Annotated in this window: 26 protein-coding genes and 1 pseudogene; 21 read left to right on the plus strand and 6 right to left on the minus strand. The window is 70.7% G+C overall.

The genetic code is table 11. From position 1 onward, the window contains the following. Nucleotides 1-15: 15 nt before the first annotated feature. Together ACZ4VI_RS05960 and cdgB are read right to left on the minus strand one after the other, a co-directional pair. Entirely contained in the window at nucleotides 16-978 is a 963-nt protein-coding gene (locus ACZ4VI_RS05960; RefSeq protein ID WP_467997011.1) for a CBM35 domain-containing protein, read from the minus strand. 106 nt (nucleotides 979-1084) lie between these two features. Beyond that, nucleotides 1085-2710, minus strand: coding sequence for a diguanylate cyclase CdgB (gene cdgB, locus ACZ4VI_RS05965; RefSeq protein ID WP_467997012.1), 1626 nt, complete (start codon nucleotides 2708-2710; stop codon nucleotides 1085-1087). A 304-nt stretch (nucleotides 2711-3014) separates the two neighbouring features. Here cdgB and ACZ4VI_RS05970 point away from each other — a divergent pair, with 304 nt between their 5' ends. Next, on the plus strand, nucleotides 3015-3578 hold the full coding sequence (locus ACZ4VI_RS05970; protein WP_467997014.1) for a flavin reductase family protein: 564 nt from the start codon (nucleotides 3015-3017) through the stop codon (nucleotides 3576-3578). A 238-nt stretch (nucleotides 3579-3816) separates the two neighbouring features. Here ACZ4VI_RS05970 and arfB read toward each other — a convergent pair whose 3' ends face one another. After that, on the minus strand, nucleotides 3817-4254 hold the full coding sequence (arfB, locus tag ACZ4VI_RS05975) for an alternative ribosome rescue aminoacyl-tRNA hydrolase ArfB (protein WP_467997015.1): 438 nt from the start codon (nucleotides 4252-4254) through the stop codon (nucleotides 3817-3819). 108 nt (nucleotides 4255-4362) lie between these two features. Between arfB and ACZ4VI_RS05980 the strand changes: the two genes are divergently transcribed. Continuing rightward, nucleotides 4363-4938, plus strand: a complete 576-nt coding sequence (locus ACZ4VI_RS05980) for a TerD family protein (RefSeq protein WP_467997017.1) — start codon at nucleotides 4363-4365, stop codon at nucleotides 4936-4938. An 80-nt stretch (nucleotides 4939-5018) separates the two neighbouring features. Here the strand turns inward: ACZ4VI_RS05980 and ACZ4VI_RS05985 are convergent, their stop codons facing one another. Together ACZ4VI_RS05985 and ACZ4VI_RS05990 are read right to left on the minus strand one after the other, a co-directional pair. After that, the gene (locus ACZ4VI_RS05985) at nucleotides 5019-6431 is read right to left on the minus strand and encodes a M1 family metallopeptidase (RefSeq protein ID WP_467997019.1); all 1413 of its coding nucleotides are present in this window, start codon (nucleotides 6429-6431) and stop codon (nucleotides 5019-5021) included. Between the two features lie 74 nt (nucleotides 6432-6505). Then, nucleotides 6506-7063, minus strand: coding sequence for a GlcG/HbpS family heme-binding protein (locus ACZ4VI_RS05990; protein WP_467997020.1), 558 nt, complete (start codon nucleotides 7061-7063; stop codon nucleotides 6506-6508). A 231-nt stretch (nucleotides 7064-7294) separates the two neighbouring features. On the opposite strand from ACZ4VI_RS05990, the gene ACZ4VI_RS05995 reads away from it, so the two are divergent. The 19 genes and pseudogenes from ACZ4VI_RS05995 to ACZ4VI_RS06085 all read left to right on the plus strand — a co-directional run bounded on the left by ACZ4VI_RS05995 (nucleotide 7295) and on the right by ACZ4VI_RS06085 (nucleotide 20674). Beyond that, complete coding sequence (locus ACZ4VI_RS05995; protein WP_467997022.1) at nucleotides 7295-8464, plus strand: sensor histidine kinase; 1170 nt, start codon at nucleotides 7295-7297, stop codon at nucleotides 8462-8464. Continuing rightward, nucleotides 8464-9084: a response regulator gene (locus ACZ4VI_RS06000; protein WP_467997023.1), complete on the plus strand. Its 621-nt coding sequence runs from the start codon at nucleotides 8464-8466 to the stop codon at nucleotides 9082-9084. Before ACZ4VI_RS05995 ends, ACZ4VI_RS06000 begins: the two co-directional genes overlap by 1 nt. A gap of 136 nt (nucleotides 9085-9220) precedes the next feature. Then, entirely contained in the window at nucleotides 9221-10450 is a 1230-nt protein-coding gene (locus tag ACZ4VI_RS06005; RefSeq protein WP_467997279.1) for an FAD-dependent monooxygenase, read from the plus strand. A gap of 78 nt (nucleotides 10451-10528) precedes the next feature. Then, entirely contained in the window at nucleotides 10529-11029 is a 501-nt protein-coding gene (locus ACZ4VI_RS06010; RefSeq protein ID WP_467997025.1) for a hypothetical protein, read from the plus strand. 155 nt (nucleotides 11030-11184) lie between these two features. Then, entirely contained in the window at nucleotides 11185-12363 is a 1179-nt protein-coding gene (locus ACZ4VI_RS06015) for an NAD(P)-binding protein (RefSeq protein ID WP_467997027.1), read from the plus strand. Between the two features lie 56 nt (nucleotides 12364-12419). Continuing rightward, nucleotides 12420-13418 carry a zinc-binding dehydrogenase gene (locus ACZ4VI_RS06020; RefSeq protein ID WP_467997029.1) on the plus strand — a complete coding sequence of 333 codons (999 nt, stop codon included), beginning with the start codon at nucleotides 12420-12422 and terminating at the stop codon, nucleotides 13416-13418. An 86-nt stretch (nucleotides 13419-13504) separates the two neighbouring features. After that, a complete protein-coding gene (locus ACZ4VI_RS06025) occupies nucleotides 13505-13903 on the plus strand; it encodes a VOC family protein (protein ID WP_467997031.1) in 399 nt (132 codons plus the stop codon). Nucleotides 13904-13946: 43 nt separating this feature from the next. Then, a complete protein-coding gene (locus ACZ4VI_RS06030) occupies nucleotides 13947-14243 on the plus strand; it encodes a hypothetical protein (protein ID WP_467997033.1) in 297 nt (98 codons plus the stop codon). Between the two features lie 713 nt (nucleotides 14244-14956). Beyond that, entirely contained in the window at nucleotides 14957-15706 is a 750-nt protein-coding gene (locus ACZ4VI_RS06035; RefSeq protein WP_467997035.1) for a DUF5753 domain-containing protein, read from the plus strand. A 127-nt stretch (nucleotides 15707-15833) separates the two neighbouring features. After that, nucleotides 15834-16049: a hypothetical protein gene (locus ACZ4VI_RS06040; protein WP_467997037.1), complete on the plus strand. Its 216-nt coding sequence runs from the start codon at nucleotides 15834-15836 to the stop codon at nucleotides 16047-16049. Continuing rightward, on the plus strand, nucleotides 16046-16288 hold the full coding sequence (locus ACZ4VI_RS06045; RefSeq protein WP_467997039.1) for a DUF7848 domain-containing protein: 243 nt from the start codon (nucleotides 16046-16048) through the stop codon (nucleotides 16286-16288). Before ACZ4VI_RS06040 ends, ACZ4VI_RS06045 begins: the two co-directional genes overlap by 4 nt. A gap of 171 nt (nucleotides 16289-16459) precedes the next feature. After that, complete coding sequence (locus ACZ4VI_RS06050; protein WP_467997041.1) at nucleotides 16460-16591, plus strand: hypothetical protein; 132 nt, start codon at nucleotides 16460-16462, stop codon at nucleotides 16589-16591. Nucleotides 16592-16702: 111 nt separating this feature from the next. Further along, the gene (locus ACZ4VI_RS06055; RefSeq protein WP_467997043.1) at nucleotides 16703-16915 is read left to right on the plus strand and encodes a hypothetical protein; all 213 of its coding nucleotides are present in this window, start codon (nucleotides 16703-16705) and stop codon (nucleotides 16913-16915) included. Between the two features lie 109 nt (nucleotides 16916-17024). Next, the gene (locus tag ACZ4VI_RS06060; RefSeq protein WP_467997044.1) at nucleotides 17025-17189 is read left to right on the plus strand and encodes a hypothetical protein; all 165 of its coding nucleotides are present in this window, start codon (nucleotides 17025-17027) and stop codon (nucleotides 17187-17189) included. A 32-nt stretch (nucleotides 17190-17221) separates the two neighbouring features. After that, complete coding sequence (locus ACZ4VI_RS06065) at nucleotides 17222-17944, plus strand: recombinase family protein (RefSeq protein WP_467997046.1); 723 nt, start codon at nucleotides 17222-17224, stop codon at nucleotides 17942-17944. Then, nucleotides 17941-18669 carry a recombinase zinc ribbon domain-containing protein gene (locus ACZ4VI_RS06070; protein WP_467997047.1) on the plus strand — a complete coding sequence of 243 codons (729 nt, stop codon included), beginning with the start codon at nucleotides 17941-17943 and terminating at the stop codon, nucleotides 18667-18669. Before ACZ4VI_RS06065 ends, ACZ4VI_RS06070 begins: the two co-directional genes overlap by 4 nt. 235 nt (nucleotides 18670-18904) lie before the next feature. Next, nucleotides 18905-19264: a hypothetical protein gene (locus tag ACZ4VI_RS06075; protein WP_467997049.1), complete on the plus strand. Its 360-nt coding sequence runs from the start codon at nucleotides 18905-18907 to the stop codon at nucleotides 19262-19264. 91 nt (nucleotides 19265-19355) lie between these two features. Beyond that, the gene (locus tag ACZ4VI_RS06080; protein ID WP_467997050.1) at nucleotides 19356-19808 is read left to right on the plus strand and encodes a hypothetical protein; all 453 of its coding nucleotides are present in this window, start codon (nucleotides 19356-19358) and stop codon (nucleotides 19806-19808) included. Nucleotides 19809-19826: 18 nt separating this feature from the next. Further along, nucleotides 19827-20674: pseudogene (locus tag ACZ4VI_RS06085) on the plus strand (IS5 family transposase). Here ACZ4VI_RS06085 and ACZ4VI_RS06090 read toward each other — a convergent pair. After that, nucleotides 20644-21408, minus strand: a complete 765-nt coding sequence (locus ACZ4VI_RS06090) for a class I SAM-dependent methyltransferase (RefSeq protein ID WP_467997051.1) — start codon at nucleotides 21406-21408, stop codon at nucleotides 20644-20646. The pseudogene ACZ4VI_RS06085 and the gene ACZ4VI_RS06090 sit on opposite strands and share 31 nt — an antisense overlap. Between the last annotated feature and the right edge of the window lie 264 nt (nucleotides 21409-21672).

Consider the following 21672-nt stretch of genomic DNA (forward strand, 5'->3'; position numbering starts at 1 on the left):
CATGAGCCGTACGGCTCAGAGCTCACCCTCGCTGATCTTCACCCAGTCGAAGATCACGTCGCACTGGTTCCCCTGCTCGCAGGAGAGCATGATCGTGTTCTGGCCCTTCTGGAGTGAGACCTGCGACCACGTGGTCTGCCAGTTCTTCTCCAGGTTCGGGTCCGAGGAGTTGATGAAGTTCTTCAGGTTCATCGGACCCGTGTTCGCCTTGCCGTTGACGGTCACGGTGGCGTTGGCGTCCTTGGCCGGGATCGCGTAGCGCACGTACATCCGGTACGTGCCCTCCTCGGGCACCTCCGTCTGCCAGGTGACCGACGAGCCGACCGCGTTGAAGCCGGTGACGTAGGCGCCGTCCGCGCCCTCCGCGCCCTTGATGTCCTTGGCGAGCAGCGCCGTGCCGCCGAGCTTGAGCGTGGCCGCGTCCTGCTGCGGCAGCTCGGCCTGGGTCTGATCGGGGCTGGGCTGGGTGCTCGGCTCCTCGGTGACCTGCGAGGATCCGCCGGTCGGCTTGCCGCCCGCGGCACCGCCGTCGGGGTTCTCGTCACCGCTGTTGGTGATCACGGCGGCAGTGATACCGATCACGACGACCGCGACGACCGCGATCGCGCCGATCAGCAGACCGCGCGTGTTCGGGCCTCGGCCGCCACCACCGCCGCGCTGGGCCGGGATCGGCGACTGCCGGGTCTGCGCGCCGCCGGGGTACGTCTCCGGTGCGGCGTACTGCGGGTGCGGCTGGCCGTACTGCGGCTGGCCACCGAAGGGCTGCTGCTGCGGAACGCCGCCGTACTGGCGCTCGCCGACCGTCCTGACCTGGTTGTACGAGGTCCGGGGCACACCCGGCTGCGCGGCCGGTCCGGGGTAGCCGTAGCCACCGGCCTGACCGGGCGGCTGGGCGCCCGCCGCCTGGCCGTCCGCGTACAGGTAGCCGAACGGATCGTCGTTTTCGGGCGCGTTCGCGCCGTCGTTACCGGCAGCCATCCGGTCACTCCTATCCATGCTCGCCAGCCGTCGCCGACCGGCCGAGCCTACCCCGAACGGGGAAGCCGACGATCCGGCCCTTGACAGGGAAGCGGGGCGTAGGCCCCTATCCGGCGCGGCGGTGGACCTTGGCGCGGGACCGCTTCTCGACGTACATCCGCTGGTCGGCGGAGTTCAGGACCTCTTCGACGGTCATGCCGCACTCGGCCCAGCCGATGCCGAAACTCGCCCCGACCCTGACCGCCCGCCCGTCGACCCGGATCGGCGGAATGATCGCGTTGCGAAGCCGTACGGCGAGGTCGGCGGCGTCGGCGGCGCCGAGGCCGTCGGCGAGGACGACGAACTCGTCGCCGCCGAGGCGGGCGACGGTGTCCCCGTCCCGTACGCCGGTGGTGAGCCGCCGGGCGACCTCGATGAGGACGGCGTCGCCGGTGTGGTGCCCGAAGCGGTCGTTGATGGACTTGAAGCCGTCGAGGTCGCAGAAGAGGACGGCGAGCCCCTTCGTCCCGTCGTCGATGTCGCCGCCGGCGGGGGCGACGCTGTGGACGTGGTGGTCGTACGGGCCGCCGGCACCGGGCCCGGCGTCGAAGCCGAAGCCGTGCTCGTGGCCGTACGGCGCCTCGTAGTCGGCCTCGGGGGTGGCGGCGTGCGGGCGCTCGCAGATACGGGCGCTGAGCCGGGAGCGCAGCTCGGCGCTGTTGGGGAGGCCGGTGAGGGCGTCGTGCGAGGCGCGGTGGGCGAGCTGGAGCTCGTGGCGCTTGCGCTCCTCGATGTCCTCGACGTGGGTGAGGAGGAAGCGGGGGCCGTCGGCGGTGTCGGCGACGACGGAGTTGCGCAGGGAGACCCAGACGTACGTGCCGTCGCGGCGGCCGAGCCGCAGCTCGGCGCGGCCGCCCTCGGCGGAGGTGCGCAGCAGGGTCCCTATGTCCTCGGGGTGGACGAGGTCGGCGAAGGAGTAGCGGCGCATGACGGAGGCGGGCCGGCCGAGGAGGCGGCACAGGGCGTCGTTGGTGCGCAGGAGCCGGCCGTGCTGGTCGCCGCCCATCTCGGCGATGGCCATGCCGGAGGGGGCGTACTCGAAGGCCTGCCGGAACGACTCTTCACTGGCGCGGAGCGCCTGCTGTTCGCGCTCCAGGCGGACGAGGGCGCGCTGCATGTTTGCTCGCAGCCGGGCGTTGCTGATCGCAATCGCCGACTGGGACGCGTACATCTGCAGGGCCTCCTGGCCCCAGGGTCCGGGGTGCCGACCGTTGCGCGGGCGGTCGACGGAGATGACGCCGAGCAGTTCCCGTTTGGAACCGGAGGCGTACATGGGGGCGTAGAGGCGGTCGTGGGGGTGCCACTCGTCCTCGAAGCGGGGGGCGGGGCCTTCGGTGTGCCACTGGGGGACGTCGTCCTCGATGAGGACCCAGCCCTCGGTGTGCGGGATGAACCGCAGGTCACCCCAGGCGACACCCATGGAGAGGCGGCGTTCCCAGGACTCGCGGGAGCCGACACGGCCGGTGATCAGCGCTTCGGCGGCGGGGCTGCCGGCGAAGGCGGCGACGACGAGGTCGCCGTCGGGGCGTACGAGGTTGACGCAGGCCAGCTCATAGTTGAGACCGGCGACGATGCCGTCGGCGACGGTCTGCAGGGTGTCCGCCAGACTGCGGGCTGTATTGAGGTCGGCCACGACCTGATGCAGCTGCCGCAGGGTCGCAAGACGGACGTACGGCTCCGACTCGGTCTCCATCGCTCGCTCTCCCCGAGACCTCGACAGCAACTCCAGGGTTCTCATCGGCTCTCGTGCTGCACTGTCTCCGCCACTGAATCACAGCGAGCTGTGCACCCGGTACACAGGGTCAACAAATACTGCGCTGTGTGACTCAAGTCACAACAGGTGATGAAGGCATGGAGGGGCTGACGGAAAGCGCATCCTGTCTTTCTTGAACGCAAAGGGAGCGTGGGAAAGCGACGGGGTCCTAGGACCGGCGAGGGGGCCGGTCTGGTTCCCGGGGCCGATGTGACGCGCCCTGGGGCGGAGCTAGCGTGCGGGTGTGCTGACGACGACCCACGCCTCACCCCCCACCTCGGATCTGGAGATCCCTCATGCTGAGGGGGTGAGCAACGACGAGTTCCGGGCGGCGATGTCCCGCCTCGCGGCGGGCGTGGTCCTGGTGACGGCCCATGACCCGGACGACGGCCCGCGCGGCGAGGACGTCGGTATGACGGCGACCGCGTTCATGTCGGTCTCCCTGGACCCCCCGCTGGTCCTGGTGAGCCTGCGCAACGGCTCCCGCATGGACGACCTGCTGGCCGAGGTCCCGGTCTGGGCGGTCTCCGTCCTCGCCGACAGCCAGCGGCACGTCGCGGGCCGCTTCGCGATGAAGGGCCGCGTGAGCGACCGCCTCCTCTTCGCGGACATCCCCTTCACTCGGGGCGAGGAGAGCGGGGCGCCGCTGATCGACGGCGCGCTGGCGACCCTCGAATGCCGGACCGAGAACCGCGTGGTGGCGGGCGACCACACGCTGGTCGTGGCCCGCGTCCTGACGTCGTCCGTCCGCTCCTCGGAGGACGCCCCCCTGACGTACTTCCGCGCGAAGTACCGCCGGCTGGCGTGAGGCTCCACCCCGTTGTGGGCATTCGTTCCGCTGGGGCGGAACGGGTGGGCACAACGGAACGGCGCCCTTGCAGGCGCCTCTGCCCCTTGTGCCCGGCGGCCCCGAGGGCCCTGTACAGCGCAACGGCCTCGGGGTGCGGGTCGGGCCCATGAGCGGAACGCGCCCGCATGGGCGCCGTCCCGTGTGCCCACCCGTCCCGCCCCAGCGGGACGATTGCCCACACGGGGGGCCCAAACCCCTAGCCCCAGTCGCGGCCCTGGCGGCCGCGCTTCGTCTCCGAGCGGTGCTTCTTCACCCGCAGCCGGCGCTCGTTGATCCCCCGGGGGATCTTCGTCGCCCGGCGCGGCTTCGGCGGCGGGGCCGTCGCCTCCGCGAGCAGCGCCGCGAGGCGCACCGCCGCCGTCTCGCGGTTGCGCCACTGCGAGCGGTGCTCCGACGCGCGGACCGTCACCACCCCGCCGACCATCCGCGAGGCCAGCCGTTCGAGGGCGCGCGCCTTCCAGACCTCGGGCAGTGCCTCCGTCGCCGCCAGGTCGAAGCGGAGCTCCACCTGGGAGTCGCTCGTGTTGACGTGCTGCCCGCCCGGCCCCGACGACCGCGAGAAACGCCACATGAGCTCGGCCTCGGGCAGCGAGACGGAGCCGCGGATGAAATACGGACCGGACATGCCGTCCATGTTCCCCGGAAGGGGCCCTGCCCGTCATCCTGTTTTGGAACCAGGGCGGCCCCGTCCGCGTTATCCCCGGTGACGACATCACGAAGAGCACGACGAAAGGGACTTCCCATGGCTGTAAGCCTGTCCAAGGGCGGCAACGTCTCCCTGACCAAGGAGGCTCCGGGCCTGACCGCCGTCACCGTGGGCCTCGGCTGGGACGTCCGTACGACCACCGGTACCGACTTCGACCTCGACGCGTCCGCCATCGGTGTCGACACCATGGGCAAGGTCGCGTCCGACGCGCACTTCGTCTTCTTCAACAACAAGTCCACCCCGGACCAGACCATCGTCCACACCGGTGACAACCGCACCGGCGAGGGCGGCGGCGACGACGAGCAGATCAACGTCAACCTCGCCGCGCTGCCCCCGAACGTCGACAAGATCGTCTTCCCGGTCTCCATCTACGACGCGGTCAACCGCTCGCAGAACTTCGGCCAGGTGCGGAACGCGTACATCCGCATCATCAACCAGGCCGGCGGCGCCGAGATCGCCCGCTACGACCTCTCCGAGGACGCCGCCGTCGAGACCGCGATGGTCTTCGGCGAGCTGTACCGCAACGGCGCGGAGTGGAAGTTCCGCGCGGTCGGCCAGGGTTACGCCTCCGGCCTGGAGGGCATCGCCCGCGACTTCGGCGTCAACCTCTGACGTACGTACGCTGACGTACGGAACCCCAAAAGAGCCCCGGCGCGACGCCCGCGCCGGGGCTCTGCCGTTGCGATGCGGTTCTAGTTCGGGCGCTCCGGCTTCCCGTCCCCGTACAGCCACACGTCCCACACCTCGTCGTCGAGGTCCTCGCCCGCCACGTCTTCCACGTAGGCGGTGAAGTCGTCGGTGGTGGCGTTGCCGTGACGGTGCGTCGCGGGCCAGCCGGCCAGGATCTTGTAGAACGTCTCGTCGCCGACCGCCTGCCGGATCTTGTGCACCACCATCGCGCCCCGCTGGTACACGGGCGGGTCGAAGAGGTTCTCCGCCGTGGGCGGTTCGGCGGGCGGGAAGGCCCAGTTGGCGTCGGCCGCGAACGCCGCCTCGAAGCTGCGCTGCGCCGGGGTGTCCTCGAAGTCCTCCAGGTACAGCCACTCCGCGTACACCGCGAAGCCCTCGCTGAGCCAGATGTCCTTCCAGGTGGCGGGCGTGACCGAGTTGCCGTACCACTGGTGCGCCAGCTCGTGCACGAGGATCTCCGGCGTGAACGCGTCCTGCGGGAAGACCGGCCGGGTCTGGGTCTCGAGCGCGTAGCCCGCGTCCCCGGTCCGCTCGACGATCGCGCCCGCGGCGGAGAAGGGGTAGGGGCCGAAGTTCTCTTCCTGCCAGGCGAGGAGTTCGGGGATACGGGCCAGCAGCGGGCCGCTCTTCGCGGCGACGGACGGGTCGGCGGCGGTGAGCACGGGCAGCCCGGACGGGGTCGCCGAGGCCTTCGTCGCGTACCGGCCCACGCCCACGGTCGCGAGATGGCTCGCCATCGGCTCGGCGACGTGCCAGACGGTCGTGGTCCGGCCGTTCGCGGTCCGCTCCGAGGTCCGTACGCCGTTGGTGAGCGCCTGCGTCCCGGCGGGGACGGTGAGGGTGATGTCGTACGTCGCCTTGTCGGCGGGGTGGTGGTTGCCGGGGAACCAGGCCATGGAGCCGGTCGGCTGGCCGAGCGCGATCGCGCCGTCCTCGGTCGGCAGCCAGCCCTCCTTCGATCCGTCCGCGTCGGTGATCGTCCTCGGCTCGCCGGCGTACGTCACCTTCGTACGGAAGACCTCGCCCTTCTCGATGTCCTCGCGGGGCCGGAGCGTCAGCTCGTTCCCGGCCCGGTTGACGGCGGCCGGGGCGTCGTCAACGGAGGCGGATGCGACGGTGAGCCCGGCGAGGTCGAGGTTGAAGGAGCTCAGGTCCTGGGTGGCGCGGGCCGTGATCATGGCGGTGGCGTCGAGCCGGCCGCGCTTCGGGTCGTAGCGGAGGTCGAGCGCGTAGTGGGTGACGTCGTAGCCGCCGTTGCCAAGCTTGGGGAAGTACGGGTCGCGCAGCCCGGCCGCGCCGGGGGTGCCGCGCACCCCACCGACGTCGACGCCGCCGTCAGCGGCGGTTCCGGTGCAGCCGGCGAGGAGCAGCAGCGCGGTGACGGCTCCGAGGGCGGCGCGGGTACGTGGTTCCACTCGCCGATCTTAGGCACGTGGCGCCCGGCGGGTGTCCGGGCGCCACCTCACTCCGTCTACTCGGTGAGTGCCGCTTACTCGGCGAGCGCCGCGACACCCGCCTGGGCGAACTTCTCGTCCAGGTCGCCGCTCGGCGCACCGGCGACACCGATGCCGGCGATCGGCGCACCCTTGACGGTCACCGGGACGCCGCCGCCGAGGAAGAGGGTGCCGGGGATGTCCTTCAGGTTCGGGGCCTGGGCGAGGCGGCCCACGAGGACGGAGGTCGGGGCGTTCCAGGAGACCGCGGTGAACGCCTTGCGCTCGGCCGACTCGTAGGACTGCGGGCCCGCGCCGTCGCCGCGCAAGGTCACGATGGTGTTGCCGTTGCGGTCGACGACCGCGACCGAGACGCGCTGGTTCTCGTTCTCGGCTGCGTCCAGGGTGGCCTGCGCGGCCTTGGTGGCGGCCTCGATCGTCAGGTGGGTGGTCTGGCGCAGGTTGTCGTCGCCCGCGTCGGCCTTCTTGGCGGGCGCGGCGGCCGGGGCGGCGGCGGAGGCGGCGGCCGGGGACGAGGCACTCGCGGAGACGGCACCGAAGGTTCCGGCGGCGACGACGGCGGCGGTGGCGGCACCGATCAGGATCTTCTTCATGACAAGGCTCCAGGGTGAGGCGGGCGGGGGTTTGGCTCTGCCATCGATCCTCCGGCCGGTTCCGGCCCCGTACGGTCCACGGACCGGCTGCCGCCGTCGCGCATGATGGACGACGGGGGTGTCAGCCGATCGGTTGATGCCCCTCTGGTCCTCGTGGGCCAGGATGGATACGTATCCCCAGGTCAGAACCCCGTACAGGACCCCCTGCAGGACCCCTCGGAGAGGCACGTGATGGCGCAGGACCCGGACGAGGACCCGGACGCGCGCTGGCTGGCGCGGGTCATGCACCTCGCCTTCTTCCTCCTCCTCGGCGCGTCTCTGGTCCGCTTCCTGCTGCGGCACCCGTGGGAGGACCGCAGCCCCTGGATCGTCGCCCTCTCCGGCGCGCTCGCCGCCCTCTACCTCCTCGGCCCCGTGCTCGGCACCCGCGCCACCCCGCGCCGGATCGCCTGGCTGTTCACGGTCGTCGCGGTGTGGATGATCCTGGTGGTCCTCGCGCCGAGCTTCGCCTGGTGCGCGGTGCCGCTCTTCTACACCGGCCTGCGCACGCTGCCACCCCGCGCCGCCCTCGTCCTCGTCACCCTCCTCACCGCCTTCGTCGTCATCGCCCAGGTCCAGCTCTCGGACGGCGGTTTCGACCCCAACCTCGTCTTCGCCCCGCCGGCCGTCGCCGCGATCGCCACCGCCGTCTTCGTCCACGCGCAGCGGCAGGCGGAGCGGCAGCGGGCGCTGATCGACGACCTGATCCGCACCCGGCGCGAACTGGCCGCGATCGAGCGCCGCGAGGGGACGCTCGCCGAGCGCCAGCGGCTGTCGATGGAGATCCACGACACGCTGGCGCAGGGCCTGTCCAGCCAGCAGATGCTGCTCCAGGCGGCCGACCGCACGTGGGACAGCGATCCGTCGACGGCCCGCCGCCATGTCCGTACCGCCGAGTCCATCGCCGAACGCAACCTCGCCGAGGCCCGCCGCTTCGTCCACGACCTGGCCCCGGCCGACCTCGCCGAGGGCGGCGGCCTGGAGGAGGCGCTGCGGATGCTGGCGGGGCGCGAGTCGGCCGCGTTCCGGGTCGACGGGGCGGCCGTCCCGCTGCCCGAGCGCGTGCAGTCGGCGCTGCTGCGCATCGCGCAGGGTGCGCTCGCGAACGTCCGCGAGCATGCCGACGCCACCTCCGCCGCCCTGACCCTGACCTACCTCGACGACCAGGTCGTCCTCGACATCGCCGACGACGGCCGCGGCTTCGAGCCGTCCGCCCCGCGCGAGGCCGGGGGCGTACGCGGCCACGGCCTGCCCGCGATGCGGGCGCGGGTGCGCCAGCTCGGCGGCACGCTGACGGTGGAGTCCACCCCGGGCGAGGGCACGGTGCTCTCCGCCGCGATCCCCCTGCCTCTGGAGTCCTGATGTCCGTACGGATCCTGCTGTGCGACGACCACGCCGTCGTACGCGCCGGGCTGCTCGCGCTGCTCGGCAGCACCCCCGACATCGAGGTCGTCGGCGAGGCGGGCAGCGGCGAGGAGGCCGTGGCGCTGGCCGCCAAGCTGCGGCCCGACGTGGTCCTGATGGACCTTCAGCTCGGGCCGGGGATCGACGGCGTGGAGGCGACCCGCCGGATCGCCTCTCCCGATGTGCACGTCCTGGTCCTCACGACGTACGACACGGACGCGGACATCACCCGCGCCATCGAGGCGGGCGCGACCGGGTACCTGCTGAAGGCGGAGCGCCCCGAGGAGCTGTTCGCGGCGATCCACTCCGCCGCCCAGGGCCGTACGACGCTGTCGCCGCCGGTCGCCAGCCGGGTCATGGACCGGATGCGGGGGGCCGCAGGGCCCACCCTCACCGACCGCGAGCGGGACATCCTCGGCCAGCTCGCGCAGGGCCTCGGCAACCGCGAGATCGCCCGGGCGCTCTTCATCAGCGAGGCGACCGTGAAGACACACCTGGGGCGGATCTACGCGAAGCTCGGCGTGGACACACGTGCGGGGGCGGTCGCCGTGGCGAAGGAACAGCGCCTGCTGCCGTAGCCGGGGCCTCACCCCGGCTCACCCGGGCTCACCCGGCCGAGCGTCCCGCCCCCGCTTTTCCCTTCCCCACAACGCGCGTCCTGCTACCCTGCGTTGCCGTTCCAGCGCACTGTGTCATCTCCTCGTGGGGGCGTACGTGAAGATCACCGTCGTCGGCGGCGGGCCCGCCGGCCTGTACTTCTCGATCCTGATGAAGCGGCAGGACCCGTCCCACGACATCACCGTCTACGAGCGGAACCCGGCCGGCTCCACGTACGGCTGGGGCGTGACGTACTGGGCCGGGCTCCTGGACAAGCTGCGGGCGGGCGACCCGGAGTCGGCGCGCGCCGTCGACGAGGCCTCCGTCCGCTGGACCGACGGCGCCGCGATCGTCCGCGACGAGCGGACCGTGCACCGCGGCGACCAGGGCTTCGGCATCGGCCGGCGCCGGATGCTCGCCCTCCTCGCGGAGCGGGCCGAGGCGCTGGGCGTCCGTATCGAGTTCGAGCACGGGATCGCCGGCCCCGACGCCCCGGAACTGGCGGACGCCGACCTGGTCGTCGCGGCCGACGGGGTGAACAGCGCGCTGCGCGAGGCGCACGCGGGCCACTTCGGCGCCGAGGTCGCCACCGGCCGCAACCGCTACATCTGGCTGGGCACGGCCAAGGTGTTCGACTCCTTCAGCTTCGCCTTCAAGGAGACGGAGCACGGCTGGATCTGGTGTTACGCGTACGGGTTCAGCGGCGAGCAGTCCACGTGCGTGGTGGAGTGCGCGCCGGAGACGTGGACGGGGCTCGGTCTGGACGGGATGTCGGAGGCGGACACGCTGAACCTCCTGGAGAAGCTCTTCGCGGACCTCCTCGACGGGCAGGCTCTGATCGGCCGGGCGCAGGCCGACGAGGGGGCGCAGTGGCTGAACTTCCGTACCCTGACCACCCGCGTCTGGCACCGCGACAACCTGGTCCTGCTCGGCGACGCCGCCCACACCACCCACTACTCGATCGGCGCGGGCACCACACTCGCCCTGGAGGACGCCCTCGCCCTCGCGGACGCCCTGCGCGGGGGCGGGGACCTGGACGCGGGCGGAGGCCTGGACGCGGCGCTCGCCCGCTACGGCAGGCGGCGGCGCGCGGAACTCCTCCCGGCCCAGAGCGCGGCCCGCTACAGCGCGCGGTGGTACGAGAACCTGCCCCGCTACATGCGGCTGCCCCCGGCCCAGATGTTCGCGCTCCTGGGCCAGCGCCACTCCCCACTCCTGCCCCACATCCCACCCCAGCTCTACTACCGCCTCGACCGCGCGGCCAACACCCTCCAACCCCTCCGCCACCTGAAACGCCGCCTGGGCCCAAAACTGGCTAGCACACTGCAGGCACGGTCCCGGGGCTGAGGGGGCGCCCTGGTCGCGGGGACGGGGCAGTCCGCCCGTAGGTCCGAGTCCCACCCCACCCATGGGACCATCGTCTCCGTGCTCGACATCGGCTACTCCCTCTCCCGTCGCTTCCCCGACCCCCCGCAGACCGACTACCGCCGCGCGGACGTCCACGCCCTGCGCCACGACCTGTTCTGCGGGGACGTGTACCTCGCCGACCCCGAGGCCGACCGTGAGGTGTCCACAGCCTGGGGATGGGTGCCGGTACTCGACTTCGCGTGGGCGCTGTGCGACATCGTCGAGCAGCTGGACCGCGACCCGCGCGGCAGCCGTTCCTCGCAGCCCCAGTACGCCGAGCTCGACTTCACCGAGTCCTCGGACCGCATGCTCTTCGAGCGCCGCTTCGGCTGGGTGGACGTCGAGGCCGACTGGATGCCGGGCGACGAGCCCCCGCTCACCTTCAGCCACGCCGAACTCCGCCGCGAGGCCCGCGACTTCCTGCACGACCTGATCGCCGACCTCACCGACATGCACGAGGGCCTCGCCGACAACCCGGCGATCTGGGACCTCCAGGCCCGCTTCCCCCGCCTCCCCTGACGTACTCCCCCGGACGCGCGCACTGCTCAGCCGCGATCTCCTCCCTTCCCGTCACCATGCCCTCATCGTGACGTACGCCACTGACAACGCCCCGATGTCACATCCGACGCCCCCTCGGCCGTCCCATACGCGGAACCGACACGAGGGAGTGCGCAATGCAGCGGAACAGCAGGACCCACATCACCGTCATCGGCGGCGGATTCGCCGGACTCACCGCGGCGATCACCGCCGCCGAGGCCGGAGCGGGCGTCACCCTCCACGAGGCGCACCACACGCTCGGCGGCCGCGCCCGCACCGCCGAGGGGCCGTACCGCACCAACGAGGGACCCCACGCGATCTACAGCGGCGGCCCCCACTGGACCTGGCTCAAGCAGCGCGGTCTCCTCGGCCCGCTCGCGCCCCTGCCGCCGCGCGAAGCCATCCGCTTCCGCATCCACCGGGCCGGCACGCTGCGCCGCACCCCGCCGCTCGGCTTCCTGCGCCACACCCTCCGTAAGCCCGAACAGGCCCCCGTCGACACCGACTTCCTCACCTGGTCCACGCGGGTCGCCGGCCCCGAGGCGGCCCGTCAGGCCGCCGCGTACAGCGGTGTCGCCCTCTTCCACCACGACCCGGGCGCGCTCTCGGCCCGCTTCGTGCAGGAACGGCTGCACCGGGCCGCCGCACTGCCGCCCGAGGCGCACTACATCCGGGGCGGCTGGGGGCGGCTGATCGACCGCATGGCCGTCCGGGCGCGGGAGCTGGGCGTACGGATCGAGACCTCCTCCCGCGTCGGCGAACTGCCGCTCGCCGACGGCCCGGTCGTCGTCGCGACCTCACTCGCGGCCGCGGCCGGGCTCCTCGGCGATGCGACGCTGCGCGGGGAGAGCGGCCGCACGGTCCTGTTCGACCTGGCGCTGCGTACCGGCCACGGCGACCCGTTCGTCGTCTCGGACCTGGACGCGCCCGGCTGGATCGAGCGCTTCACCGCGCAGGACCCGTCCCTCGCCCCGGCCGGCGAGCAACTGGTCCAGGCCCAGCTCCCCATCGGCCCGGACGCGTCCAAGGCCGACGGCGTCGCCCACGCCGAACGCCTGCTGGACCTCGGTTTCCCCGGCTGGCGCGAGCGCGAGGTCTGGCGCCGCGAGGCGGTCTCCCACGGTCGTACGGGAGCGGTCGACGCCCCCGGCACGACCTGGCGCGACCGGCCTGCGATCGACCGCGGCGACGGCGTCTACCTGGTGGGCGACCAGGTCGCGGCGCCGGGGGTGCTGTCGGAGGTGTCGTTCACGAGCGCGGTGGAGGCGGTGTCGATGGCGCTCCGGACGAGGACCCTTGACCTCAAGTCCACTTGAGGTTGAAAGCTCATACCCGTAACCCGTCACCGCACCGACTCTTCGGGGAGCCCACCATGCACGCGATCCGCCTCCACGCCTTCGGCCCGGCCGAGAACCTCACGTACGAGGAGGTCGAGGACCCGGTCCCCGGCCCCGGCCAGGTACGGATCGCCGTCGCCGCGGCAGGCGTCCACCTCCTCGACACCGCCCTGCGCCTGGGGCAGACCGGACCGTTCCCCGCCCCCGCCGAACTGCCCACGATCCCCGGCCGCGAGGTCGCGGGCACGGTGGACGCCCTCGGCGAGGGCACGGACGAGTCCTGGCTGGGACGTCGCGTCGTCGCCCACCTGGGCATGGCGCCGGGGGGCTACGCGGAGCTGGCCGTGGTGGACGCCGCGAAGCTCCACGCCCTGCCGGACCACCTCGGCGAGGCGGAGGCGGTCGCGATGATCGGCACGGGCCGCACCACGCTCGGCATCCTCCAGTTCACCGACCTGGGCCCGGACTCGATCGCGATCGTCCCGGCTGCGGCGGGCGGCATCGGCACCCTCCTCGTCCAGTACGCGAAGAACGCCGGCGCGACGGTCATCGGCCTCGCCGGCGGCCCGGAGAAGGCGGCCCGGGTGAAGGAGAACGGCGCGGACCTCGCGGTCGACTACAAGCTCCCGGACTGGCCGGAGCAGGTCCGCGCCTTCCTGGGCCCGCGCACCGCCACGGTCGTCTTCGACTCGGTCGGCGGCGACACAGGCCGCGCGGCGGTCGACCTCCTGGGCAAGGGCGGCCGGCACATCGTCTTCGGCTGGTCGAGCACGGGCCTCACCGACGGCGAACCCCTCACCTTCACGGACGAGGAACTCGCCGCCCGGGGCATCACCTCGGAGTCGGTCCTCGGCCCGGCGATGCTCCGGAAGGCGGGCGGCAACATCCGCACCCTCGAACTCGCCGCCCTCACCGCCGCCACCACCGGCACCCTCCGCCCAGCGGTCCACCGCTTCCCCCTCGCCCAGGCGGCAGCGGCCCACCACGCCCTGGAAACCCGGGGCACGATCGGCAAGGTGGTCCTGATCCCCTAGGCCCCGGCGAACCGTGCACCATACACGGAGTACCGCGCGGCGTAGAATCGGAACACAGAGCGCACCGCCGCGAGGAGGTGACGTCAATGCCCGAAATCCCTGGAATCGGGCACATCACTCTGACGGTCAGCGACGTGAGACGAAGCGCGGACTTCTACAACCGCCTGTTTGACACTCAGACAGTTCTCGATGTGGAAGACGAGTTCGGTCCCTTCATGGCCGTCGCCTCCCCCGCCTTCGTCCTCGGCTTCCGCAACCACGCGACGACGCCCCGGACGGACGTCTTCGACCCGGCACGGGTCGGCCTGGACCACTTCGCCTTCCACGTCGCCGACCGGGCCACGTTGGAGTCCTGGGAGTCCCGACTGGACGAGCAGGACATCACCCACTCCGGCATCGTCGAGGACCCTTCCGGACTCCACCTCAACTTCAAGGACCCGGACAACATCGCGCTGGAGTTCTACCACCCGACCCCGCCGGCCTGACTCCCACGGCCGAAGGGGCGCAGCGCAGGGACGAGGAGGACCCATGTACGTCGTGGCCCAGCACAAGATCTTGGAACCCGAGACAGCATTTCCCCGCGGCCAGGCCCTCATCGACGGCATCGGAGCACCCGATGGCGCCCGGGTGCTGCAGTTCTACCCGCACGTCGAAGGATCCGCCGTGACGTGCCTCTGGGAGGCACAGTCCGTCGAAGACATCCAGCGCTTCGTGGACACGACTCTCGGGGACTCGAGCGTCAACATCTGCTACGAGGTCGACTCGGAGAAGGCATTCGCCGAACGCCCGGACGGCCTGAGGCCGTCGTCAGCTCCTGCCACCTGAGAGGGCTCACCCCACCCGACCTCCTACACCCCCCGTCCCCAGCTCCCGCAGCGCCCCGTCCGTCAGCCGGTACACCGACCACTCGTCCTGCGGCCTCGCGGGCCGTGGCATCGGCAGAGGGGCCGGTGGGCCGCCATGACCGTGGAGGAGCTGACGGCCACCCCGCCCGTGTGGCAGCGGGAGCGCCTGGCCCGCAACCACCCGGGGAGCCAGGACCGCCGAGACCTCCGGCGCATCGAACTGAGGGAGAGCGCGGCGGGCCGTGTGGTGTCCGCCCTACCGACACCCTTCCGTCTGCCCGTACATCGGGTCCACCCTTCTGGTGGCCTCGCCCGGGGCGTCGCTCTTCACCCCCCATGTGGGCTGTGGACGGCTGGGCTCGACGGCCCGCCAGGAGGCCCAAGTACCGGTGCTCCTAGGACCTCTCCGGCCGATCACGTGCTGCTACTGGTTGTCCGAATCGAGAGGTCCACCACCCACATCAGGCTTCGCATCGCGACCACGACAGGTGGCGAACCGGTCCAACAACCGGATCGCCATGTCGTGGTTGTAACAGTGGGCCATGTCGTAGGCACTTTCGCCGTCGAGGGTTACAGCCGGGTCTGCGCCGTATGCAAGAACGATCGCGGTAAGGGCGCTGTCGACCGGTTGTCCTGACTGGAGAGCTGAGTCCCCTTCCAGGTCGATGGCGTGCATCAGCAGGGGAGGCCCGGGTGGCCCTCGGCGCGCGGCTCCGTGAGCTGCGCGCCGCGGAGACGGGGCGCCAGACCGCCACAGCCGACGACCTCCAGGCATGGGCCCAGGCAACAGGACACCCGGACGCCACCGATGAACTGATCACCCGCCTGCGGACCCTGGAGTCCCGGTCCCGCTCCTGGCGGCGCCAGCTCGCCGCCGGGCACAAGCCCGTCCAGGACGCTCTCACCGTCGAGTACGAGCGGTCCAGAACGCTCCGGGCCTGGGAGGGCTCCATGGTCGTCGGGATGCTCCAGACACCCGACTACGCCCGCCACGTGTTCAGCCGGTACGTCGACCTTCACCAGTCCGTCCGGGATGTGGAGGAGGCTGTACGGGCCCGCGTGAGGCGCCAGGAAATGCTCTACGAGCCGGGGAAGACCTTCCACATCATCATGTGGGAAGCCGCTCTCCACGCCCTGGTCTGCCCGCCGCCGGTACTGGCTGCCCAACTCGACCGGCTCATGGGTGTGCTGGGGCTCGACACCGTCACCCTGGGAATCGTCCCGCTGGGCGCCCCCCTCAAGCTCCCGCCGGCCAATGCGTTCTGGCTGTACGACGACCGCTTGGCCATCGCTGAGGACTGGCACGCGGAGCTGTGGCTGGACGACTCCGCGACCGTCGGCGTGTACCAGCGGGTCTGGCAGACACTCGCGGACTCCGCCGTCTATGGGGCGGAAGCCCATCGCGTGATCACACGCGCCCGGCGGGCACTCGACCTCAGCTGAGAATCACCCCGAAGAAGCCCCGGCGTCGCTCGAATCAAGACGAATCAGGGCCGCCAAGCAGCACCCGGAGCTCATACCGTCCCGGTGTGGTCCGAGGCATTCGGAGCGCTGGAGGGGACGGTGAGGCATGGCCGAGAAGTGGGGACCGACCGCCAGTCGGTACGCGGTGGACCGTAACGGGCCGCTGGGTCGGGTGGACCGCCGATACGAGGGCGTGTACCTGCATCCGCCGGGCGGTGGCCGGGAGTGGGCGATCCCGCCGGAGGAGCTGCGGGAGCCGACCCCGGAAGAGCTGGCCAAGGCCCGCTTGTTCGCCACCCCGGTGTCGGTGGTGGAGCAGTGACGGTCCGGACGGTTCTCCGGTTCGTGACGCACCGCATCAAGCGTCACCCGGAGTCGGAGGCCACGGCGTCGGCCCACTGCCTGTACGGCGGGTGCGATTGGGAGGCCCGGCCGGACACTGACGTGAACAAGGTGGACGACCAGTGCATGGAGCACACGGGCCGCCACAGGCACCACACGACCTTCGCCAGGAGATGCGAGGACGTGGCCCTGGTGGAGCGGCTGGAGGGCTCCCCGTGAGGTGGCTCCGGGCCCTGGCCGTCACCCTCGCCGGCGCGGTCAGTGTCGCTTGGGAACCGCCGGAGGGAACGTCCGCCCCGGGGTGGGACGGCCCGCGTGGGTCGCCCGGGCGGACACCGCATCAAGCGGGTGCCAGAACGCAATGCACAACCGAGAGGAGCACGGCATGGGATGGGATGGGGAACGGGTAAGGGCGGGAGCGGAGGCAACGGACGGCACTCGGGCAACAAGGACCCGGGCACGTCCAAGCCGTCGTCGGACACGGCCAAGCCGAAGGACCCGCCGAAGCACAAGAAGGACTAGTGCACATGACGACAACGGATCTCGCAGCGTCCGAGCAGATCGCCATGCGCGATCTGCTCGGCGCGGTGAACAACGACGTGGTTGCGGGCCGCCTACACCAACGATTCCGTGGTGACGCAGGTCAACGACGGACACGACCACGGCGACGGTGAGCGCTGGGCGTCGTCGTCCGCATCGGCCCCGGACATCGTGTTCCGCATGCTCAACATGCTGGCCCTGGCCGATGTGACGCCCTACCCGCCCGCCCCCAGCCTGTGGAGCGCGTCGTCCGTCAGCCGGTTCACGGTCCACTCGTCCATGGACACCGCCCCGAGCGACTTGTAGAACTCGCGGGCCGGCACATTCCAGTCCAGGACGCAACACCGCTGTTTCTGTGCCCCGTAACGGGCCTCAGTCCACGGATGCGACTCCTCGCAGACGTTGGAAGGGCCCCATGCCAAGCACACTGGCGCACGCCGTCTCCGTCATCTACCTGCGGCTTTCGCACGAGACGTTCGTCTCCGACTGCCTGGAGGGCCAGGAGGCGGACTGTGTCCGCAAGGCCAAAGAGCTCGGCGCGACGGAGGTTGTGATCTTCCGGGAGGTCATCACGGCCTAAAGGCGAAGGTCCGCCGTCCCGAGTTCGACGCCATGGCGGAGTACGTGAAGGCGCACCACCCCCAGTTCCTGGTGGCCTGGAAGTGGGACCGCGTGTCCCGCCAGGGCATCCGCCAACTTGCCGACGTGGTGGAGCTGGTCGAGGACACGGGAGTCCGGTTCGTATCCCTGAAGGACAACCTGGACTCCGCCAACCCCGGCTGGGTCACCCTGGCGTCCTTCCTCGCGGAACAGGCGAAGGAGGAGGCCAAGAACATCCAGATCCGTGTCTCCGCCCGCCAGCTCCGGGACCGCGAGAAGGGGCGCTGGATGAAGGAGCGCCCGTTCGGCTTCATCGTCAACAGTGACCGGCACCTGGAACCCCACCCCGTGGAGGCGAAGATCGTACGGGGCATGGTGGAGGAGTTCTTGGCGGGCGGCACCCTCCGCGGCATAGCGGTACGCCTAGCGGCCGACAAGGTCCCGACCCTCCGCTACACCAAGCGCGCGGAACTCCTGGCACGACTGCGCAGCGCAGACCGCCACGAGGAGGCCCACCTCCTGGAGACGGAGTCCCCCATCCGCTCCCGGAACTCATGGGGCCTGACGACCGTGCGCCACATCCTCACCTCCCCGGTGACGGCCGGGTACATGGTCCACGAGAAGAAGATCGCGGAAGACGCCGAAGGCGAACCCATCCGCGTGGGCGAGGGAATCGTCACGGACGTGGAGCACCGCCGCATTCTGGCCCGGCTCAGTGCCGCAAGGGCACGGTGAGCAAGCGGACCGGCAAGGGCGGCTCCCCCGGCCGCCCGGTCACCTTCCTGCTCGCCGGGTTCATCCGGTGCGGAGACTGCGGCGGCGCCATGGCGGGCAACCGCCGCAAGCCCCCGCGGCGCTCCTACTACCGGTGCGGCGCATCAACGCACGGCCACCCATGCACACAGGGGAGCCACGGCGCCCAGAACCTGGAACGGCTGGTGGCGGACCGAGTCCTCTCCAGGCTTTCGGCACTGGATGAGGACGACCCGCTCCTCCAGGCCGTCGCGCAGCGCTGGCTGACGACGTACGCGCCGGAGTACGACGCCGAACGAACGGGATTCGACAGCAAGGTCCAGACGCTCCGCGCCCGCCTGGAGGCTCTGGAGGGAGCCCGCTGGGAGCGCGGCGAGTTCGACGACGCCGAGGGGCCCGCGCGCTACGAACGGCTCCGCTCCCGCATCTCGGAGCAACTGGCGGCGGTGGAAAACGCCCTGTCCAAGCTGCCTCAGCCCGTCATCGACCTGTCCATGCTGCTCGACCCGGAGGAGGCCATAGAAGCGCTGTCCGCCGGACACGGGCGCAACTTGGAATCACGTCGGGACGTACTGGGCCTGATCCTCCGGCGCGCGTACGTAATCGAGGGCGGCCAGAACATCCACCCTGTCTGGGTCGGCGAGGAGGACACCTACGCCCCGACCCGCAAGGGCGAAACCGCCGGTGGCGCGCTCGCTACGGCGTAGCACCCCACGCAACATCCGGGCCCGTCTCTCCCGTCGGGGAGAGACGGGCCCTTTCGCGTGTTCAGACACGGCGCTGGGACCCCACATCTCGCCGTTTCTCATCCACCCGCCAAGCAGAGCGGGCCTGTAACGGCGCTCAGTACATGGGCACTGGGCGAACCGCCCCCTGGGCGGGACCTGAGCCGGGCGCCGGCCAGGACACCCGGACACAGACCACCGCTAGAAGGAGCACTCCGTGAACGAACGCGACGAACGCGACAAGCAGGCATTTCGCTTGAGGGATCTCCTCTCCACGTACGGACGCACGCGAAAGCACCTGCCCCAGGCCCCCGCACGGGTGCATGAGGCATGGCGGAAGGTCCGGGAGCTGGCCGACGCAGCCACCGACGCACTGGACGCCTGGGCCATGCTCGAAACCGAGGCCCAACGCCTGACCCGAGCCCGTCAGGCAGAGCACCGGGCATTCCTGGCCGGTGAAGGTCCCAAGCCCAAGGGCGCCTACAAGCCGATGGATGTCGCGGCCCGGCGCGCTGACCAACTTCTGGAGTGCTCGGCACGGGTGGATCTCGTCCTGACCGCACGGTCGGCGTTATGAGGACCTGCTGGCCGACCAAGCGGTCGCAGAGGAAACCCGAGCCACCCTGATTGCGGAGTTCGACGGCCTTCAGGACAAGGCACGGGAGGCGGTGGAGCTGGCGTCAACCACCTTCTACCAGTGGTTTCGGATACGCGAGGCGCTGTGCCAGGTCACGGCAGACCTCGGGCTGGCGGGTGGCCCGACGGGTGAGGTTCCGAGCATGGGCAACGAGCTGCATCGATGGTTCTCGGAAGCGCAGGATGCATGGCCGACCTTGGAAAGGCTGCTGGGCTCCAACGATCCGATCGGCTCGGGTCGCTGGGCGGCCATGACCGGGGAGAAACTGGAAGCGGAGCCGCCCCTCTGGGCCCGCGAACGCCTGGCCCAGAACCACCCTGGCAGTGCGGATCGGAAGCAACTCCGCCGTATCGAAATGAAGGAGCGGGCTACCGGCCGACTGGTGTCCGCACTTGAGGTACCGGCCGACATGACTCAGGAGGAAGCCAGGGAGTTGCTGCCAGAGGTCGGTATGCCTACTAAGACGTCGTTTCTTATGGCGTGATCGTTCGTTGAACCGTGCATGACGGATCTCGTTGAGCGGCTGGTGCCGGACGAGTTGTGGGTGTTGTTCAGGCGGGTGGTGCCGCCGACAGTGGTCACGCGTCCGCAGGGCGGTGGCCGACGCCGGGCCGGTGACCGTGAAGCCCTGGCTGCGATCATCTTCGTGGCGACCTCGGGCTGCACGTGGCGGCAACTGCCGCCGGTGTTCGGCCCCGCCTGGCCCACGGTCTACCGCCGGTTCGCTCAGTGGAGCCGGGACCGAGTCTGGGCCAGGCTGTATCGCGTGATCCTCGACGAGCTCGGGGCGCGGGGCGAGTTGGACTGGTCGCGGTGCGCGATCGACTCGGTCAGTCTGCGGGCCACAAAAGGGGGCCATTGACGGGACCGAATCCGACCGACCGCGGCAAGTTGGGATCGAAGATCCACCTGATCACCGACAGGAACGGACTACCGCTGTCCCTGGGCATCTCCGGCGCGAACATGCACGACAGTCAGGGCCTGGAGCCACTCGTGCGTGGCATCCCGCCCATCCGGTCGCGCCGCGGACCTCGGCGTCGGCGGCCGGCGAAACTGCACGCGGACAAGGGCTACGACTATGACCACCTGCGCCGGTGGCTCCGTCGGCGGGGTATCCGTCACCGCGTTGCCCGCAAGGGGGTCGAGCCTTCACAGCGGCTGGGCCGCCACCGGTGAGTGGTCGAAAGGACAGTGTCCTGGTTGGCTGGCTGCCGACGTCTGCATCGCCGTTATGAACGCAAGGCCGAACACTTCCTGGCCTTCGTCGGCATAGCCGCAACCCTCATTGCCTACCGCCGACTGAAGCGACGAAGCGCCTGTCACAAGCGGGAGAACACGGCCACGTCGTAGCGTTCGAGGACTGGCCGGGGCTCGCCCAACGCCTCGCTCCCAGCCGCGGCCTTCAAGCGGACAAGGCCCCGGCGGAACTCCTCATCGGTGAGATGGGTGAACTTCGACTGCGGCCGACTGACCAGCCGGGCGTGGTACTCCGCCAGGCTCGCTGCGACCGGCTGGGCAAAGGAGGTGACCTCGTCCAAGGTGAACCCGGCAGAGACGAAGTCGGCGACCACTTCCTCTTCGCCTGGGAAACGCCGCTCGTCGATCACCCGGAGCTGCGGCCAGTAGTCGTACACCAGCGCATCCAGCCGTTCGCGGAACGTGGTGCGGACGACCACTCTCCCGCCGGCGCGCAGCACGCGGACCAGTTCCCTGGCTGCTCGCGCGCGGTCGGGGATGTGATGGATCACGCGAGACATCAAGGCCAGGTCGAAGATGCCCACAGCGGCGGGCACCGCCTCTGCCTCCCCCGACAGATACCGCACCGCGGGATGCGGATGATGCCGTCGGGCCTCGGCGAGCATCACCTCGGACGCATCGAGGGCCGTCACCTCGCTTCCCTCGATCCAGCGAGCCATCGCGGCCGAGAAGACGCCCGTTCCCGATCCGATCTCGACGATGGACGGCGATGACCGCTGCACGTAGGAAGCGATCAGCTCGACCCAGGCCCGCAGCGAGGCCTCGGGCATCTCGTTGCCACGCTCGTAGGCGCCAGCCAGTCGCTCATCGTCATAGACACGGCTCATGGAACCGATCCTCACCCAGGGATCACACTCAAACAAGAACGCCTCCGCACGCCACAGATACCAAAGGAAACGACGTCTAACTGACGGCGCCGGACCGAGTGAGGTCAACTCTCCGGATCTCCCTCCGCGGGCTGTGTGTCGGCGCCGAAGAACCGACCCCCTCTTGCGCACTCCACGTAACTGTCACGGGCGCGGACGGTCACATCTGAGGCATTGAGAAGCAAGAAAGCTGCTTCCCAGCCCTTCTTCCCCTATGTGTGTGAC

It is taken from the genome of Streptomyces sp. NPDC029169 (assembly GCF_055563935.1).